This is a genomic window from Marinobacter confluentis, from assembly GCF_004785685.1.
Classification (GTDB): Bacteria; Pseudomonadota; Gammaproteobacteria; order Pseudomonadales; family Oleiphilaceae; genus Marinobacter; species Marinobacter confluentis.
The window spans coordinates 977,207-994,025 of sequence record NZ_SRPF01000002.1 but is presented as its reverse complement, the minus strand read 5'-3'; the positions used below and the strand labels follow the sequence as shown (position 1 = coordinate 994,025).

The following is a 16,819-nucleotide window of genomic DNA, read 5'->3' as shown; positions in this document are numbered from 1 at the left end:
TACCGTGACAAACACCAGCCACGATACCGACATAGTCATCGCCGGCGGCGGCCTGGCCGGAGCCACCCTGGCTCTGGCCCTTGCCCGCTGTGTGCCGGAACTGCGGGTAACAGTGGTAGAGTCTTTTCCGCTGTCTGCGGATGCCGTTCCGGAATCCTATCAGCCCAGTTACGACGCCCGCTCCACGGCGCTGGCCTGGGGTTCCCGGCTGATCTTCGAACAGCTCGGCCTGTGGCAGCGCTTATCCGCACACGCCACGCCCATTCGCCATATCCACGTATCGGATCGTGGTCATTTTGGGGCCACCCGCCTGAATGCCAAGGACCACCAGCAGGAAGCCCTGGGCTATGTAGCAGATAACCGCTGGATGGGTCTGTGCCTGATGCAGGAGCTGCTGGAAACCGGCGTGCATTGGGAAGCACCTGCGGCGGTGACCGGTATGGACCCGCTGGCAGACGGCGTCGAGGTTTTTCTGGGGGAAGGCGAGCGCGCTGACACAAACCCCCGGTCGCTGACGGCTCAGTGCCTGGTGATCGCCGATGGCGGGCGCTCCGGCCTGCGGGAACAGCTCGGTTTCCGTGTCAATCAGCAGGACTATGGCCAGCATGCCCTGATTGCTAACGTGTCTACCTCCCAGAGCCACCAGAATACGGCCTACGAGCGTTTTACCGATGCCGGGCCCATGGCGCTGCTGCCCAACAGCCCGGCTGATCAGGCTGAAACCAGTTCGTCGCTGGTGTGGACCCTGGATGGCGATACCCTGGATGATCTGCTCGCCCGGGATACCGCAGAACAGTGCCGTCGCTTGCAGGCACGATTTGGCTGGCGGCTAGGTCGCTTCACCCGCATTGGCGAATGCAGCCATTACCCGCTGACCCTGCAGACCGTCGACGAATCCGTCCGGCCTGGCGTGGTGCTGGTGGGTAACGCAGCCCATACCCTTCACCCGGTTGCCGGGCAGGGCTTCAACCTGGCTCTGCGTGGGCTGATGGCATTGGTAGAGCAGTTCCGGCTGGCCGTTACTGAAGACCAGCCGCTGGGCAGTCTGGCGGTGTTAAATCGCTATCAGGCCCGGCACCGCCAGGACTGGAAACAGACGGTGCAGTTCTCGGATTCATTGATTGAGATCTTCGGCCAGTCCATGCCCGCTGTGGCGGCAGTCCGGGATATGGGGCTGACCGGCCTGGATCTGCTGCCGGGTGCCAAGCGCTGGTTTGGCCGTCAGGCCATGGGGCTTGGGGGTCGTCGATCGCAGATTTCGCCGGTGGGCGGTGCTGTACACTCTGGAAAGGAGTCTTCCAGCCATGACTGATTCAGCGGATTTCGACATTCTGGTCATCGGCGGCGGCATGATCGGCTCTGCCGCGGCTTTGGGTCTTTCCCGGCAGGGCTGGCGTGTTGGACTGGTGGAAGGTCAGGCCCGTGATTCGCTCATTGATGCCCTTTCACCGGCCACTGCCGTTGATGACTTCGAGCCACGGGTCAGCGCCCTGTCACTGGCCAGCCAAAAGCTTCTGGATCAGCTTGGCGTCTGGGCTCATGTTCGCGAAAGCAGACATTGCCCTTATCAGGCCATGACGGTCTGGGACGGTGACGGTACCGGGCGGGTTCACTTTGAGGCAGCGGAGCTTCAGTCGGACCTTCTAGGCACCATCGTGGAGAACCGGGCCGTGGTCAGAGGCCTGTTCCGGGAAATTCTTGAAAGCCCGGTTACGCTGATCGATGGGGTAAAGGTCACCGGCTGGTGGCAGAATGCAGACCGCAGTGGCGTCCGCCTGGATGATGGGCGGTCCATGGGCGCGTCTCTGGTGATTGCCGCAGATGGCCCCAATTCACGATTGAGGCAGTGGGCCGGTTTACCCACGCGGGAGTGGGATTACGACCAGCAGGCCATTGTGTGCACGGTAAAGACGGCCCAGAGCCACCGTTCAACCGCCTGGCAGAGCTTTTCCCAGACCGGTCCCCTGGCCTTCCTGCCCTTGTTGAACGAACAGGGCGATGACCATTTCTGTTCCATTGTCTGGTCCCAGGATACCGAAGAAGCCCGGCGGCTGATGGCGCTGGATGACACTGCTTTTGCCGCCAAGCTTGAGAGCGCGATTGAACGGGAACTGGGGGCGGTTGAAGCCGTGTCAAAGCGCTTTGCCTTCCCCTTGCGACAGCGCCACGCCAAGGATTATGTAGCCAGGGGTATCGCCCTGGTGGGTGATGCGGCCCACAGCATTCACCCGCTGGCGGGGCAGGGAGCCAACCTGGGCTACTCCGATGTGCGGGTTTTGCTGGAAGAGCTGGCTCGTTCAAGGTCGGCGGGGCTCAGCCCTGCAGATACTGCTATGCTAGCCCGCTATCAGCGCCGCCGGAAAGGCGAAAACCTGGCGATGATGGCGGCCATGGAAGGCTTCAAACAGCTCTTCGCCCGGGATGAATTGCCGTTGCGCTGGCTAAGGAACACCGGGTTGCGATGGTTTGAAAGACTGGGCCCGGTGAAGCACCGAATCGCCGCCCAGGCCATGGGATTGCAACGCTGAGCTGGTAAGTTCTCTCTACTTTTTACCGTTTTATTCAAACAAGGGACAAGAAATGGCAGGAAGCAGCCTACTGATTCTGATTGACGACATCGCTGCAGTGCTGGACGACGTGGCGTTGATGACCAAAGCCGCCACCAAGAAAACGGCAGGTGTGCTCGGGGATGACCTGGCGCTGAATGCCCAACAGGTCGCAGGTGTCCGGCCGGCGCGGGAGCTTCCAGTGGTCTGGGCCGTGGCCAAGGGCTCGGCGGTCAACAAGGCAATTCTGGTGCCGGCGGCACTGGCGATCAGTTTTTTTATTCCCTGGCTGGTCACGCCAGTATTGATGCTGGGTGGCGCTTTTCTCTGTTTCGAGGGTTTTGAGAAGCTGGTCCATAAATTTCTTCATCGTGAGGAAGACCAGCAGCACAAGAAAAAGCTTCGCGAAGCGCTCAAGGATCCGGATGCCGATCTCAAAGGGGTGGAGAAAGACAAGATCAAAGGAGCCATCCGCACGGATTTCATCCTCTCGGCTGAGATTATTACCATCACCCTTGGCACAGTAGCTACCCAGACCTTCGCCATGCAGGCGGCGGTACTGACGGTGGTTGCGATTATGGTGACGGTCGTGGTTTATGGCCTGGTGGCCGGCATTGTAAAGCTGGATGACGCCGGCCTTTACCTGTCTGAACAATCCAGCGTTATGGCGCAGAAATTGGGCAGTGGCATTGTCTGGGTGGCGCCCTATCTGATGAAGGGGCTTTCCATTCTGGGCACCATTGCCATGTTCCTGGTTGGTGGTGGCATTCTGGTTCACGGGGTTCCGCCGCTTTATGAGGCGGTCAGTGAGTTTGCCGGTGGTATGGGTGGCGTTTCCGGTGCCCTGGTGCCAACCCTGGCCAATGGCGTCATTGGTCTGATCGCCGGGGCGATTCTGGTGGCTGTGATTACACCGCTCACAAAGATCTGGCAGGCGCGAAAGGCCAGCGCCTGAGCTACACGCAGCCGTCGAATAGCCGTGAGACAAGCACGGGCACAGCGGTTTCTACCCGCAGAATCCGCTGACCCAGATGCACGGCCTGGCAACCGGCCTGCTCCAGTTTTTCCACTTCGTAGGGAATGAACCCACCTTCCGGGCCTATGCACAGCACTGTTGGCGCGTTCAGATGTGTCGGGCAGGGGGTGGACGTGCCGGGATGCGCCACCAGCGCCGTTCGGTCGCCAATCAGTCGGGGCAATTCATCTTCCACGAAGGGTTTGAACAGTTTGCGGATGTGCACCTCTGGCATAACCGTGTCCATGGCCTGTTCCAGGCCCAGAACCATGTTTTCGGTGAGCGCCGGCTGTTCCAGCCAGGGAGTCTGCCAGAAGCTTTTTTCCACCTTCCAGGCGTTCAGTAACCAGAGATCTTTCACGCCAAGCGCAGTCGCCGTCTGTAATACCCGGCGAAACATTTTCGGCCGTGGCATCGCCATCACAAGAGACAATGGCAAGGGCGCGGGTGGGTGCCGGTTCAGGGTTACCGCCAGTTCCGCTTCCGTTTCTGTCAGGCGGATGATTTCGCCATGGCCCATCTTGCCGTTCACCTGGCCAACGGGGATTCGGTCGCCTTCGGCGGCTCTGAGGACGGTTTCCAGATGGACGCGTCGGCGACCGGTCAAGAGGGCCCGGTCGGGCGCGGTAAAATCGGATTCGAACAGAAGTGCCAGATTCATCGAAGGGTGAACCTCACGGCTCTGGCGTTTCTTCGTCGCTCGCCGTGTTACGCGCTGCCAGCCGGCCAAACAGGATGCCGAGTTCAAACAGCAGCCACATGGGCACCGCCAGCAGTGTCTGGGAAATGATGTCCGGGGGTGTCAGCAGCATGCCGACCACGAAGCAGCCCACTACGATATAAGGTCGCTTGGCCGCCAGGTCGTCAGGTGTGGTGGCGCCGGTCAGAATCAGCAGAATAGTGGCGATGGGAATCTCGAAAGCCACGCCAAAGGCGAAGAACATCTTCAACACAAAATTCAGGTAGCTGCTGATATCCGGCAGCTCCACCACCCCTTCCGGGCCGATGGCGGTGAAGAATCCGAACACCAGCGGGAACACCACGTAATAGGCAAAGGCCGCGCCCAGGTAGAACAGGACGATAGAGGTAAACAGCAGCGGAAAGGCCAGGCGTTTTTCATGGGCGTAAAGGCCGGGCGCGATGAAACTCCAGATCTGGTAAAGGATGATGGGGATAGCGCCAAACACCGCCAGCACCAGGGCAAGTTTCAGGGGTGCAAAAAACGGTGAGGTAACGTCTGTGGCAATCATGGTCTGGCCGACCGGCAACAGTGACGTCAGTGGTTCTGATACCCACAGGTAGATTTCGTTGGCAAAGGGGTAGATCGCCGCAAAGCAGATCATCACCGCCAGAACCATTTTCAGCAGCCGGTCCCGCAGTTCCAGAAGGTGCTCAACCAAGGGCATTTCGCCCTGGGCCTGGTTGGCAGAGGAGCGGGCGTTACGGTCTTGCGGGTCGGTCATGTGCGTTTATCCGGCGACTGTTCCGGCGCTCCTCCCGACGGCTCCCGGGGGGCAGAGGTATCTTCCGGCGTTTCCAGGGAAGAATGGCCGGAGTTGTTGGCGGCTGACGGGTCTTCATCCGGCTCGAGGTTTTCAGGGGCTTCCGTGCGGGTGGGCTCGCTGGCCTGCGCCTGACTTTCTTTCACCCGTCGGGTCGCTGGTGCTGGACGATGCCTGGGTGTTTCGCTGTCCGGTAGCACCATGTGCTCATATTTTTTGGCTTCGTCCAGCGCACCGCGCACGGATTTCTGTACGTCTTCGAGGCCAATGTCACCGGCTTCGCGAAGCTCCTTGCGCAGTTCTTCCGCTTTCAGTTGGCTGTCGAGCTCGGATGAAAACTGGCCGACCATGCGGCGCGCTGCGCCCACCCAGCGGCCCGCCGCGCGGGCAGCCGTTGGCAGGCGCTCCGGACCCAGTACGATAAGCGCGATAACACCGCAGATCAGCAGTTCGACAAAGCCGATATCAAACATTCAGCCCGTCTCAGCTGTGGGACTTGTCCCGGGAAGTTTCTTCAGCCTTGGCGGGCTGTTCAGTCTGTGACGTCACTGTGGCATCGTCTTTCTTGGCTTCGATGACGTCGGCGTCTTCTTCTTTTTTGTCATCCTCGTTCATGGACTTCTTGAATCCACGAATGGCGCCACCAAGATCGCCGCCGATGTTGCGGAGTTTTTTGGTTCCGAACAACAGAATAACAATGCCAAGAACAATCAGAAGCTGCCAGATACTGATACCCATGTCGGGTTCCTCACGTTACGTGTCTGTTAAGATTAGTGTACGTCAAACAGGCGCTGATCCGGAAACTAGATCATCGTCTAGGATCAGGAGTTTCTGGATGCCTTTTCTTCCAGCCCTGAAAGGTCGAACCGGTTAGCCAGTTCCTGCAATACGTCATCGGGGCCCAGGCCCAGCCGGGACAGCATGACCATGCTGTGAAACCACAGATCGGCGGTTTCATTGACCAGATCCCGGGTCTCGCCGGAGTGCTCTGCATCCTTGGCGGCCAGTAGCGTCTCGGTGCACTCTTCACCCACTTTTTCCAGGATCTTGTTCAGCCCTTTATGATGCAGGCTGGCCACATAGGACGATTCCGGGTCGGCCTGCTTTCTGGCTTCAAGCACCTGCGCCAGTTGCTGAAGAATATCACTCATCCCGTTTACCACCTGCCATGTTAGCTGACTTGCTGTGTTTCTGGCCGTAAATTTCCTCCGGGTCTTTCAGAACCGGGTCAACGCTCTGCCACTGGCCGTCTTCCAGCTTGCGGTAAAAGCAGCTTTTGCGACCGGTGTGGCAGGCCATGCCGCCTTTCTGTTTCACCTTGAGCAGGATTACGTCCTCGTCGCAATCCAGGCGGATTTCGTGAACGACCTGCTGATGCCCGGAAGTCTCTCCTTTACGCCAGAGTTTACCCCGTGACCGGGACCAGTATATGGCCTGGCCCTCGGTTGCGGTCAGTTGCAGTGATTCGGCATTCATCCAGGCCATCATCAGAATATCGCCGGATTCGGCGTCCTGTGCAATGGCCGGGATCAGGCCATCCTGGTTCCAGCGGATTTCATTCAGCCAGTCAGCGGATGAGACTGTAGCGTTGGTCTTTTGCATTTCAATGACGTCCGTTAATGTTTGCGGCCAATACCGGTCACCAGCCAGGCCGCACCCGCCAGTAGAAACCAGCCGTGGGCGGGCAGGGACTGCGCCAGTTGAGCCAAGTCATGGTCGATGCTCAGCCAGGCAATGCCCATTAGGGCAAGAGCCCCGATGCTTCGGCGCCAGCGCCGGTCTGCCCGGGTGCGGCTTTCCCGCAGCAGTTCGATGGCCTGGCGGCTGGCGCTGTCGCTCGGGCCGGAATGGCGCAGTTGCATCAGCGCATCGTGCACCAGTTGAGGCATTTCCGGAGATTGTTCGATCCAGTCGGGCAAATGTTGTTTCAGGGATTTTAGCAGGCCTGCCGGGCCCACGCGCCCGCGCATCCAGTTTTCGAGGAATGGCTGGGCCGTGCTCCACAAATCCAGGTCCGGGTAGAGCTGGCGGCCAAGACCTTCCACGTTCAGCAGGGTTTTCTGCAGCAGCACCAGTTGCGGCTGGACTTCCATATTGAAACGCCGTGCCGTCTGGAACAGGCCGAGGAGGAAATGCCCGAAGGAAATGTCCTTCAGCGGCTTTTCGAAAATCGGCTCGCAGACGGTGCGGATGGCGGCCTCGAACTCGTTGACCCGGGTGTCTGACGGCACCCAGCCGGACTGTATGTGGAGTTCCGCCACCTGGCGGTAGTCGCGACGGAAAAAGGCGAGCAGGTTGCGCGCCAGATAGCTCTGGTCGTCCGGTGCGAGGGTGCCGACAATGCCAAAATCAATCGCAATGTATCTGGGGTCAGCGGGATTGGACACGTCGACAAAGATATTCCCCGGGTGCATGTCCGCATGGAAGAAGCTGTCGCGGAAGACCTGGGTGAAAAAGATTTCCACGCCCTTTTCCGCCAGCACCTTCAGGTTCACACCGGCTTCGCGAAGGGCCCCAACGTCGGCGATGGGAATGCCCTGAATGCGTTCCATCACCAGTACATTCTTGCCCGTGTAGTCCCAGTCGATCCAGGGAATGTAGATCAGCGAGGAATTCTCGAAGTTACGCCGCAACTGGCTGGCGTTGGCGGCCTCACGCTGCAGGTTCAGCTCATCGTGGATGGTGGCATCATAGTCCGCCACCACTTCCGTGGGGTGCAGCCGCGGGCCCTCGGACCAGTAGCGTTCCAGCAGTATGGCCATCAGGTACATCAGCGACAGGTCCTGATTGATCACCCGCTCGATGCCCGGGCGGATGACCTTGACCACCACATCGCGGCCGTCTTTCAGTGTTGCTGCATGAACCTGGGCCACAGACGCGGAGGCCATGGGTTCTCTGGAGAAAGTGGCAAACAGGTCGCCAACGCTTGCTCCCAGGGATTTTTCAATGATGGCCTGGGCCTCGGTGCCGGGGAAGGGCGGCACACGGTCCTGCAGGTGTTTCAATGAATCTGCCATGTCGTCTGGCAGCAGGTCCCGGCGGGTAGACAGGATCTGGCCGAATTTCACGAACACCGGGCCCAGCTCCTCCAGGGCCAGCCGCAACTGGTCGCCCCGGTCTATGTTGGGCTTGGGGAAAAGATGCCAGGGCGCCAGAATGAACAATACCTTCAGCGGAACCGGCAGTTCTTTCAGTGGCAGAAAGGTGTCCAGCCGATAGCGGCAGATCACCCAGAGGATGCGGAAAATGCGTTGCAGTCGCGTCACGATGGCTCCGGCCCGGTAGTGTCATTGGCGGCTTCTATCTGCCGGATGCGGGCATCAAGGCGCTCCACGCGAAGGCTGACCTGATCGATATCCTCGAAAGTGGCTTCCAGTTCCCGACGACCGGGCAGGCTGCGACTTTCCTCGTGGATGTACTCCTCCACGTTGGCGTTGAGGGACTGGAACGCCTGGCGGCTCCATTTTATGGTGCCGCGCAGCCGCTGGCCCAGAAAGTGGGCGGGGACGTCGCCAATGCGTTCGGCCATGGCGGCTTCCCAGTCGGGGTCAAGCTGGTCAATGGCCCGCTGGAACTGGTGCGCCAGGGCCATGTCACCGACAACGCGAATGCGGCCCTGGCTGAATACCTGGTCGTCACCGGTGGCCAGGGCTGCAAACGCCATCGGCCTGCCAGTCAATTCAAGGGCTGGGGCTTGCGGTGGCTGGCTGACAACCTGAACCCGGTTCTCTGCCGGAACAAGCCCCATGGTCAGGTTCAGAGGCGCTTCCAGCGTAAACTGAATCGGGCCGCTCAGCGCTGCCATCAATGCTTTCCGGCCCGCAGGATCCAGGGCCAGCGCCCGGTTGAGCCCACGCTCCAGAACGGCCGTGATGGCTGACATCAGCGTCGGACCGGGAAACATCAGGGTTTGATTCCCACGTGCAGGGCGACCACACCGCCGGTCATGTTGAAGTATTTGCAGTTCGCCAGCCCTGCGTCTTCCATCATGACCTTGAGGGTGTCCTGATCGGGATGCATACGGATGGATTCCGCCAGGTATTTATAGCTGCTGGAATCGCCGGCGATCAGCTGGCCCATCAATGGCAGGGCATTGAACGAGTAGGCGTCATAGGCCTTGCTCAGCAGGGGGTTGGTGGGCTTGGAAAATTCCAGCACCATCAGTTTGCCGCCCGGCTTGAGTGTTCGTGTCATGTCCCGCAGTGCCTGATCCTTGTCGGTGACGTTGCGCAGGCCAAAGGCAATGCTGACGGCATTGAAGCTGTTGTCAGGGAAGGGCAGATGTTCGGCATCGGCCTGAACGTATTCAATATTACCGGCGTAGCCGCGGTCCACCAGTCTGCCACGACCAACCTGAAGCATAGAGGCGTTGATATCGGCCAGCACCACTTTGCCGGTTGGACCCACCAGATCAGAAAATTTCATGGTGAGGTCGCCGGTGCCGCCGGCAATATCCAGCACCTGGTGGCCCTTGCGAACCCCGGAAAGCTCAATGGTGAAACGCTTCCACAGGCGATGGATGCCCATGGACATCAGGTCGTTCATCAGGTCGTATTTGCCCGCCACCGAATGAAACACATCAGCGACCTGGCTGGCCTTCTGGCTTTTCGGCACATTGCGGAAACCGAAGTGGGTTACGTCGTCGGCGGAATCAACCGCTGCCTTGTCTGGCGCTTGCTGCTCGCTCATTGCGTTGTCCTGGCTGAATCTGAACCCTGTATTCTAACGGCTGCCGGATTGTCTACAAGGCTGGCTACAGGTTTAATGGCAACTTACACTGTAATTCATCATCAATTCCCGGAGAAACCTGCTTCATGTCCGTTATCGACATCCATCGCCCCCATGCCCTCGATAAGGCCCATGCTCGTGAAGCGGCCGAAACGCTGGCGAAAGATCTGTCCCGCCAGTTTGACGTGAATTATGAATGGGACGGGGATCTTCTGCGGTTCAAACGTAGCGGCGTGAAAGGAAAGCTGGAAATTTCCGAGCAGGAATTACACGTTCATCTGGAGCTGGGTCTGATGCTGCGGGCGTTCAAATCCCGGATTGAGCAGGAAATCCATACCCAGCTGGATCAGATAACCGGCGCCTGACGCTGGCTAAAGCTCGTCAGGTACCCGGAAGGGTTGGGCATGATGGTTCAGGATGTTATCCAGAACCCGAGTTTCCCTGGCCACCAGTCGATCGATCAGCCGTTCTACGTCTTCCATCTTCCGAAATGCCGAATAGCCCCGATGCAGAAAACTGTGCAGGTCGGTCAGGTCCGCCATCTCCGCCGGGCCCCGGCTAATGGCCAGTAGCCATCCTAATGTACGGTTGCGTACATAGCGGTCAAGCTGGCGGCCCACTTCCGCAACCAGCGTAATCTGTCGGGTTCTTTCTTCCATGCATTTACTGTTACGAAGTGCCTCGCAATAGGCGTCCTCGGTCAGCGCGCCGGGGTCTTTATTGGTGGCCGCCAGCACTTCCACCAGGCCCAGATCCAGCCGCTGTGTCAGCAGGTTCAGCTCCATCAGCCCGGCAAAGGTGTCCAGCTGGTTATCCGGCAACCACTTAACCATCTTGGGGAACACCCGGTCGATGTTGTCGTCCCTGCCACTGTTGTTGGTAGGCGCGTAAAGGTCGGTCAGCAGAAATTCCAGGCCGGTGTGGTAACCGGGATGGTTATAAAGGTCCTGATGGGTGGCTTTCAGGCGTTCAGCCTGCCATTGGGCCAGCGTGAAGGTGTCACCGAGTAGTCTGTGGCCGTTTTTGTGCTGCCGGAAATCGTGGTAGGCCAGCAGCACCTGTTGCAGGCGGCGGGCGCTGGGCGTCGTTACTGGGGTGGCAACGAGTCGCTCACGGTACATGAAGGCTCCACTGAGGCTCTGAAAGAGCGCGTCAGTGTAACCAAGCCCGCAAGTTTATGCAGCTGTTCTAGCTCTGGGCGGCCAGGGGCAGGGTTTCAAACCCCGGGATCCACTCTTTGCTGTCCAGGGTAATAAAGTGGCTGGGCGCCTCGGTTTCCACAATCCGCATGGTGGTTGGGCTCTGACGGGCGCTCCTGAGCATGGCCTCGCGGTCCAGGATCCGGTCGACTGCTGGGATCAGGAAGGTGCCGTAACGGAGATTGTCGTAGGCCGAGGCGTCTGTTCGCTCCATCCAGGCCATCAGGTTCTCGATGTTGCGAACAATGGTCAGGTGGTCCTGGGTTGCCGAGAACAGCTTGGAAAGCAGCTGTTTCTTGCGAGGATTCATCTTGCCGAAGAAGGTCTGGCCGTAAGCTGAAGACGGCGCGCTGTTGATCAGACGGATGAGCCAGGGCCACATGCCGTGGCTGACCGGTTCAAGCACTGCGGTTACCAGTGCCGAGAGTCTACCATGGGGCAGAACCGGGGCTTCCAGAATCACTTCCACGTTCTCATAAAGGTCCGGCCACTGGCGGGCGGCCTCCAGAATGACAGCGCCCCCCCGGGAATGACCGTGGATGCGGATATTGTCGGTGCTGGGGAGGTTTGCAAGTGCCTGGTTGAGCATACAGGCATCGTATTCAATGGTGCCTTCCAGATGCTTGATCGGCGCTTCCCATTCTGGTGCTTCCGGCGTTACACCATTTACCGGTATGTGATAGTTGCTGCAGGTAAGAAGAATCAGCTCAGTGGTCGGTGCTTCATAGGCCTGGGTAAAATAACAATGGTTCTCCAGAAAGCCATGAACGCCAATAACTGTCTGTTCGGCATCGCCGCTGTGATTGCGGACAGACACCGCGCCCATGCCGACTCGATAGACCCGGCCCGAGAACATCTCGGAGTAGGCGCTCTCGATGGGCTTGATCAGTTTACGAACATGACTCGCTTTCATGGCCTTCCTCCAGCACCGCCTGACTTGTGTTATTGGTGTATGTCTATGCTGGTTACACTTTGACGCTGCAACGGCGCACGTTTCTTGGCTCCATATACCGCTTATACGCTGCTCAGCAGGCAATAGCTTTCAAATCCAGAGTATATGAAGCCACTATTACTTGCCTGTAACGTTTTGTAAACCTGTTGAGCGCGGTTATGGGGTGGCGTTATATGGAGCCGCCCTGGCATGTCTGGCACAATGTTCCGTCTCGTTCGTTCTATTGGTAGTTTCATCGTTCATTCGCTGCATCTGGCCGGGGATACACAGGTTTGAGTCAAACGGAATCGCACCTCCTGTTGCCTGTGGATTCGGCGTGGCTGGCCCTGGAGCGCCCGGACAACCCGATGACCATTACAGTCATGCTCAGGGTTGAAGACCTTACCGCAGCCCGCTTCCGGGAATTCGTTAGAATCTACTGGATGGCCTGGGAGCGCTTCAGCTATATGCCGGTTCGCCGTGCCCCTGGCTGGTGGTGGGAAAAAGACCCGGTATTTTCCCTGAACCACCACCTGGAAGTGGTTCCCGGCCATTTCGATGAGTCGGCTCTGCAATCCTGGGTGTCTGCACGGCTCAACCAGCCACTGCCGGACTATCGGCCACTGTGGAAGTTCTGGCTGGTGCCGGGTGCAGAAGGCGGCGCTGCGCTTTTGCTGCGGGTTCACCACTGCTACGCAGACGGGCTGTCTCTGATGGGAATCTTCGAACGACTGTGCCCGCCGTCGCCACAACAGGCCCCGGCTGTATACGGGACTGCCGAGCGCGGAGACCTGGGGCAGTGGAAGAGGGCCGCCAGTGCCTGGCTGAGTGAACTGACTGCGGCCGATGAGCCTCGTGAGTCCGGCTCTGATGGTATTTCGGTTGAGGAAATACCCGGCAATGGCGGAACAGCTTCTCGAAACGCCATCGAACGCGCGGCCCTGAAGAGCATGAAACTGGTGAACGAGTTGAGCCAGATGATGGTGGAGCCGGAAGATACTCCGACCTCCCTCAAGCGCGCTCTGCTCGGCCGCCGCCAGTGCCGCTGGTCGCCACCGGTTGAACTCGAGAGGTTTCGCCGGATTGCCAACGCGACCGGCGTCAAGATCAATGATGTACTGCTCAGCTGCGTTGCGTCTGCGGTGCGAGCCCACCTTCTGGGGGACTTGCGGGAATCGGACCTTCCGAGCCTGGAAGATGCCGTGTTGCATGCAGCTGTGCCGGTGGATATCCGCAGCCGGCTGCCAGAAGAGATCAAACCGGATGCCGATGCCCTGGGTAACTATTTTGGTTCGGTATTTGTGCCCCTGCCAGTGGATGGCGAGAGCGCCCTGGAGCGCCTGTTCCGCATCAAGCATGAAACCCGGCGGCTGAAAAAAAGCTGGCAGCCCGGCCTTTCCTGGGCACTGACCGGGTCTGCATCGCTGATCCCCGAAGCCTGGCGCCAGCCGCTGGCGGACCTTTTCTATCGCAAGGCCAGTGCAGTGGTTTCCAACGTGCCGGGTACCCGCGATGCCCGATACCTGGCGGGCTGCCGCATCACCGAACAGATGTTCTGGGTGCCCCAGGCCGGTGATATTGGCTTGGGGGTGAGTGTCGTCAGCTATGCCGGACAGGTGCAGTTTGGCGTGGTGGCGGATGAAGCCGTGATGCCCCGGCCGGAAACCTTTCTGAATGACTGCCTGAATGAACTCGATGCGTTCTGACTAAGACCAATGGACGAGTCGCGGTTGCCGCAGAATCATGTTCTTCAGGTAGCACCGGGTTTACAGTGAAATGGCCAATAAACACAACAAAAGGTCATAGCCATGATTTACGCAAATCCCGGTAAAGAAGGTTCCGTCGTTTCTTTCAAGTCCCGCTACGGCAATTACATCGGCGGCGAATGGGTTGCCCCGGTCAAAGGCCAGTACTTTGATAACATTACTCCGGTCACCGGCGAGGTGTTCTGCGAGATTCCACGTTCGGGCCAGGAAGACATTGACCTGGCGCTGGATGCTGCCCACAAGGCGGCGCCGGCCTGGGGCAAAATGTCCACCACCGAACGTTCCAATATCATGCTGAAGATTGCCGATCGCATGGAGCAGAACCTGGAGATGCTGGCCGTCGCGGACTGCTGGGACAACGGCAAGGCGGTGCGGGAAACCATCAACGCCGACGTGCCCCTGGCCATTGACCATTTCCGTTATTTCGCCGGTTGTATCCGCGCCCAGGAAGACACCTCCAGCGCCATCGACAGCAACACCGTGGCCTATCACTATCACGAACCCCTTGGCGTTGTGGGCCAGATCATCCCCTGGAACTTCCCGCTGCTGATGGCGGTGTGGAAGCTGGCGCCCTGCCTGGCGGCAGGCAACTGCACGGTAATGAAACCGGCGGAGCAGACGCCGGCGAGCATTCTGGTATTGATGGATTTGATTGGCGACCTGTTGCCACCGGGCGTTGTCAATATTGTTAACGGTTACGGCATCGAAGCCGGCCAGGCCCTGGCGACCAGCAAGCGTATCGCAAAAATTGCGTTTACCGGCTCGACTCCGGTGGGCTCACACATTCTCAAGTGCGCCGCCGAAAACATCATTCCGTCCACCGTGGAGCTGGGCGGCAAGTCCCCCAACATCTACTTCTCCGACGTCATGCAGGCTGAGCCTGAATTCATCGACAAGTGCGTGGAAGGCCTGGTGCTGGCGTTCTTTAACCAGGGCGAAGTGTGCACCTGTCCATCACGCGCGCTGGTGCAGGAAGACATGTATGACGAGTTCATGGCGAAAGTGGTCGAGCGCACCAAGGCCATCAAGCGTGGTAACCCGCTGGATACCGATGTTCAGGTAGGTGCCCAGGCCAGCAAGGAGCAGTTCGACAAGATCATGTCCTACCTGGAGATCGGCAAGCAGGAGGGCGCAGAAGTACTGACCGGCGGCGGCCGCCAGGAAATGGAAGGCGAGTACAACAACGGCTTCTACGTTCAGCCTACCCTGTTCAAAGGCCGCAACGACATGCGGGTGTTCCAGGAAGAAATCTTCGGCCCGGTGGTGGGTGTGACAACCTTCAAGGACGAGGAAGAAGCCCTGGCCATTGCTAATGACACCGAGTTTGGCCTGGGCGCCGGGCTCTGGACCCGCGACATCAACCGCGCCTTCCGCGTAGGCCGTGGTATCCAGGCGGGGCGCGTGTGGACCAACTGCTATCACCAGTACCCGGCGCACGCTGCCTTCGGTGGCTACAAGAAGTCTGGTGTTGGCCGCGAGAACCACAAGATGGCACTGGACCACTATCAGCAGACCAAGAACCTGCTGGTCAGCTACGACATTAATCCTCTCGGTTTCTTCTGATCAGGCAATGTGATTTCGAGCACAGGGACGTGCCGCCTTCCTTCCGCAAACCAGCACCGCAATCCTGACTGGGTTGAGCAGTCTTAATCCCAAAGTCCTGTTTTTACGGCCTCCTAAATGAGCAGAAAACCTGCTCCCTTGGCGCATTTCCCCCGTTCGAAGCTTGATCGACCATGTTTTCAGGCGAGACAAAACGCCCGAGACGCGAGACATCACTCGTCGATCAACACCCAACTCGAACAAGAATCCGGGGGAGTTATGAGCATAACATTCAGAAAGTCAGGGATTGCTGTCGCACTTTCAGCTGCATTGGTTGCCAGTGGCGGTGCCAATGCCGCAGTGGAAGTCTACAACCAGGACGGAACATCCTTTTCCGTGGACGGTTACTTCAACGCCTTCTATGTAAACCGCAGTGATGAACTGGCTGACACCCGCGATTCACGCATCAAGATGGGTTTTCTACCCAATACCATTGGTTTTAATTTCAGCAAGGACATGGGCGACCTGACTCTGGGTGGCCGTTCCTCATTCTGGACCACCATCAACGACAGCCTGGACAGCCCTACCGCGACCGCCATCGACGTGCGTCAGTTCTATGCGACCGTCGACGGTGATTTTGGCCAGCTTCTGATTGGTAAAGACTTTGGCCTCTATGCCCGTAACAACATCTTTCTGGATGAGATACTGATGGGCTTCGGGTCACCGGGTGCGGCCGGCGGTGTGTCATTTGGCAACATCCGCACCGGTTACCCCTATCCCACCCCTTCTGCCCAGATGACTTACCGGGCACCGGCGATGGGTGGGCTGAACGTGGCAGTCGGCCTGCTGGACCCGGCCGATACGGCCACTGGCGCAGGCGATGAGAATTCAGCGCCCAGGCTTGAGAGCGAGGTCAGCTACGCAATGGATCTTGAGGGAGTGTCACTGACCGGTTGGGTCAATGGCCGCTACCAGAGCGCTGAAAACGGCGCAACGGAAGTGGATACCTCGGGAGTCGGTTATGGTGTTAAAGCGTCTCTGGCCGGGCTGTCGCTGGCCGCCTCCGGTTTCAGTTCAAGCGGTGACAATCCGGTGCTGATCACGAACGCCGCCACCACCGAAGACGATGCTGACGGCTTCCTGGTGCAGGGTTCCTACACGTTCGGAGCAAACCGGCTTGTACTGTCTTATGGCGAAACCGATGCAGAAGTGCTCGACCTTGAAACCGAGAACACGACAGTCGGCTTCTTCCACGACGTGAACAGCAACTTCAAACTGGTGGCTGAGTACAACATGTACGAAAGCCAGGTCCGCTCCAGCGGCGCTGCGTCTGAGGAATTCGATACCGTTGCTCTGGGTGCGATTGTGACCTTCTGATTCGCTGTTTAGAAGCGTCAGACTGACCGTCTGTGTCCGACCTCTGTTGGCACAGGCGGTGTTCTGTTAGCACTAAAGTACCGGTTTGGGGCGCCGCAATGTCCGTCTAAAACCCGGCATTGATTTTGGAGGCTTTTAATCAATGACTTACGAGCAGTTTGGCGCGCCGGTTAAAAGCACTGAAGTTGAATTGGCTCCTGTGGCGGAACTCGT

Annotated in this window: 18 protein-coding genes; 7 read left to right on the top strand and 11 right to left on the bottom strand. The window is 58.7% G+C overall.

Annotation, left to right across the window (positions count from 1 at the left end; all coding sequences use genetic code 11):
• Positions 1-4 precede the first annotated feature (4 nt).
• The 3 genes from ubiH to E5Q11_RS10175 are packed head-to-tail and all read left to right on the top strand — an operon-like array spanning position 5 to position 3,501.
• Entirely contained in the window at positions 5-1,312 is a 1,308-nt protein-coding gene (gene ubiH, locus E5Q11_RS10185) for a 2-octaprenyl-6-methoxyphenyl hydroxylase (protein ID WP_135803273.1), read from the top strand.
• On the top strand, positions 1,305-2,528 hold the full coding sequence (locus tag E5Q11_RS10180; RefSeq protein ID WP_135803272.1) for a UbiH/UbiF/VisC/COQ6 family ubiquinone biosynthesis hydroxylase: 1,224 nt from the start codon (positions 1,305-1,307) through the stop codon (positions 2,526-2,528). Before ubiH ends, E5Q11_RS10180 begins: the two co-directional genes overlap by 8 nt.
• 52 nt (positions 2,529-2,580) lie before the next feature.
• Positions 2,581-3,501 (top strand): DUF808 domain-containing protein, encoded by a 921-nt coding sequence (locus E5Q11_RS10175; RefSeq protein WP_135803271.1) that lies wholly within the window; start codon positions 2,581-2,583, stop codon positions 3,499-3,501.
• A 1-nt stretch (position 3,502) separates the two neighbouring features.
• On the opposite strand, the gene E5Q11_RS10170 is transcribed toward E5Q11_RS10175, so the two are convergent.
• The 9 genes from E5Q11_RS10170 to ubiE form a co-directional block, all read right to left on the bottom strand.
• Entirely contained in the window at positions 3,503-4,222 is a 720-nt protein-coding gene (locus E5Q11_RS10170; protein ID WP_135803270.1) for a 16S rRNA (uracil(1498)-N(3))-methyltransferase, read from the bottom strand.
• A 13-nt stretch (positions 4,223-4,235) separates the two neighbouring features.
• The gene (gene tatC, locus E5Q11_RS10165; RefSeq protein ID WP_135803269.1) at positions 4,236-5,024 is read right to left on the bottom strand and encodes a twin-arginine translocase subunit TatC; all 789 of its coding nucleotides are present in this window, start codon (positions 5,022-5,024) and stop codon (positions 4,236-4,238) included.
• The gene (gene tatB, locus E5Q11_RS10160; RefSeq protein ID WP_135803268.1) at positions 5,021-5,536 is read right to left on the bottom strand and encodes a Sec-independent protein translocase protein TatB; all 516 of its coding nucleotides are present in this window, start codon (positions 5,534-5,536) and stop codon (positions 5,021-5,023) included. Before tatB ends, tatC begins: the two co-directional genes overlap by 4 nt.
• 10 nt (positions 5,537-5,546) lie before the next feature.
• Positions 5,547-5,801, bottom strand: coding sequence for a Sec-independent protein translocase subunit TatA (gene tatA, locus E5Q11_RS10155; protein ID WP_135803267.1), 255 nt, complete (start codon positions 5,799-5,801; stop codon positions 5,547-5,549).
• Between the two features lie 83 nt (positions 5,802-5,884).
• The gene (locus E5Q11_RS10150) at positions 5,885-6,214 is read right to left on the bottom strand and encodes a phosphoribosyl-ATP diphosphatase (protein ID WP_135803266.1); all 330 of its coding nucleotides are present in this window, start codon (positions 6,212-6,214) and stop codon (positions 5,885-5,887) included.
• Positions 6,207-6,665: a phosphoribosyl-AMP cyclohydrolase gene (hisI, locus tag E5Q11_RS10145; protein WP_135803265.1), complete on the bottom strand. Its 459-nt coding sequence runs from the start codon at positions 6,663-6,665 to the stop codon at positions 6,207-6,209. Before hisI ends, E5Q11_RS10150 begins: the two co-directional genes overlap by 8 nt.
• A 14-nt stretch (positions 6,666-6,679) precedes the next feature.
• Positions 6,680-8,329: a ubiquinone biosynthesis regulatory protein kinase UbiB gene (gene ubiB, locus E5Q11_RS10140; RefSeq protein WP_135803264.1), complete on the bottom strand. Its 1,650-nt coding sequence runs from the start codon at positions 8,327-8,329 to the stop codon at positions 6,680-6,682.
• The gene (locus tag E5Q11_RS10135) at positions 8,326-8,967 is read right to left on the bottom strand and encodes a ubiquinone biosynthesis accessory factor UbiJ (RefSeq protein ID WP_135803263.1); all 642 of its coding nucleotides are present in this window, start codon (positions 8,965-8,967) and stop codon (positions 8,326-8,328) included. Before E5Q11_RS10135 ends, ubiB begins: the two co-directional genes overlap by 4 nt.
• Positions 8,967-9,752, bottom strand: a complete 786-nt coding sequence (gene ubiE / locus E5Q11_RS10130) for a bifunctional demethylmenaquinone methyltransferase/2-methoxy-6-polyprenyl-1,4-benzoquinol methylase UbiE (protein ID WP_135803262.1) — start codon at positions 9,750-9,752, stop codon at positions 8,967-8,969. Before ubiE ends, E5Q11_RS10135 begins: the two co-directional genes overlap by 1 nt.
• 125 nt (positions 9,753-9,877) lie before the next feature.
• On the opposite strand from ubiE, the gene E5Q11_RS10125 reads away from it, so the two are divergent.
• Positions 9,878-10,156 carry a polyhydroxyalkanoic acid system family protein gene (locus E5Q11_RS10125; protein WP_135803261.1) on the top strand — a complete coding sequence of 93 codons (279 nt, stop codon included), beginning with the start codon at positions 9,878-9,880 and terminating at the stop codon, positions 10,154-10,156.
• A gap of 6 nt (positions 10,157-10,162) precedes the next feature.
• Here the strand turns inward: E5Q11_RS10125 and E5Q11_RS10120 are convergent, their stop codons facing one another.
• Together E5Q11_RS10120 and E5Q11_RS10115 are read right to left on the bottom strand one after the other, a co-directional pair.
• Positions 10,163-10,912, bottom strand: coding sequence for an FFLEELY motif protein (locus E5Q11_RS10120; protein WP_135803260.1), 750 nt, complete (start codon positions 10,910-10,912; stop codon positions 10,163-10,165).
• Between the two features lie 67 nt (positions 10,913-10,979).
• On the bottom strand, positions 10,980-11,903 hold the full coding sequence (locus tag E5Q11_RS10115) for an alpha/beta hydrolase (RefSeq protein ID WP_135803259.1): 924 nt from the start codon (positions 11,901-11,903) through the stop codon (positions 10,980-10,982).
• 311 nt (positions 11,904-12,214) lie between these two features.
• Here E5Q11_RS10115 and E5Q11_RS10110 point away from each other — a divergent pair, with 311 nt between their 5' ends.
• The 3 genes from E5Q11_RS10110 to E5Q11_RS10100 all read left to right on the top strand — a co-directional run bounded on the left by E5Q11_RS10110 (position 12,215) and on the right by E5Q11_RS10100 (position 16,606).
• Positions 12,215-13,627, top strand: coding sequence for a WS/DGAT domain-containing protein (locus tag E5Q11_RS10110; protein WP_135803258.1), 1,413 nt, complete (start codon positions 12,215-12,217; stop codon positions 13,625-13,627).
• A 102-nt stretch (positions 13,628-13,729) separates the two neighbouring features.
• Entirely contained in the window at positions 13,730-15,250 is a 1,521-nt protein-coding gene (exaC, locus tag E5Q11_RS10105; RefSeq protein ID WP_135803257.1) for an acetaldehyde dehydrogenase ExaC, read from the top strand.
• A 258-nt stretch (positions 15,251-15,508) separates the two neighbouring features.
• Positions 15,509-16,606 (top strand): porin, encoded by a 1,098-nt coding sequence (locus tag E5Q11_RS10100; RefSeq protein ID WP_135803256.1) that lies wholly within the window; start codon positions 15,509-15,511, stop codon positions 16,604-16,606.
• The last annotated feature ends 213 nt before the right edge of the window (positions 16,607-16,819 follow it).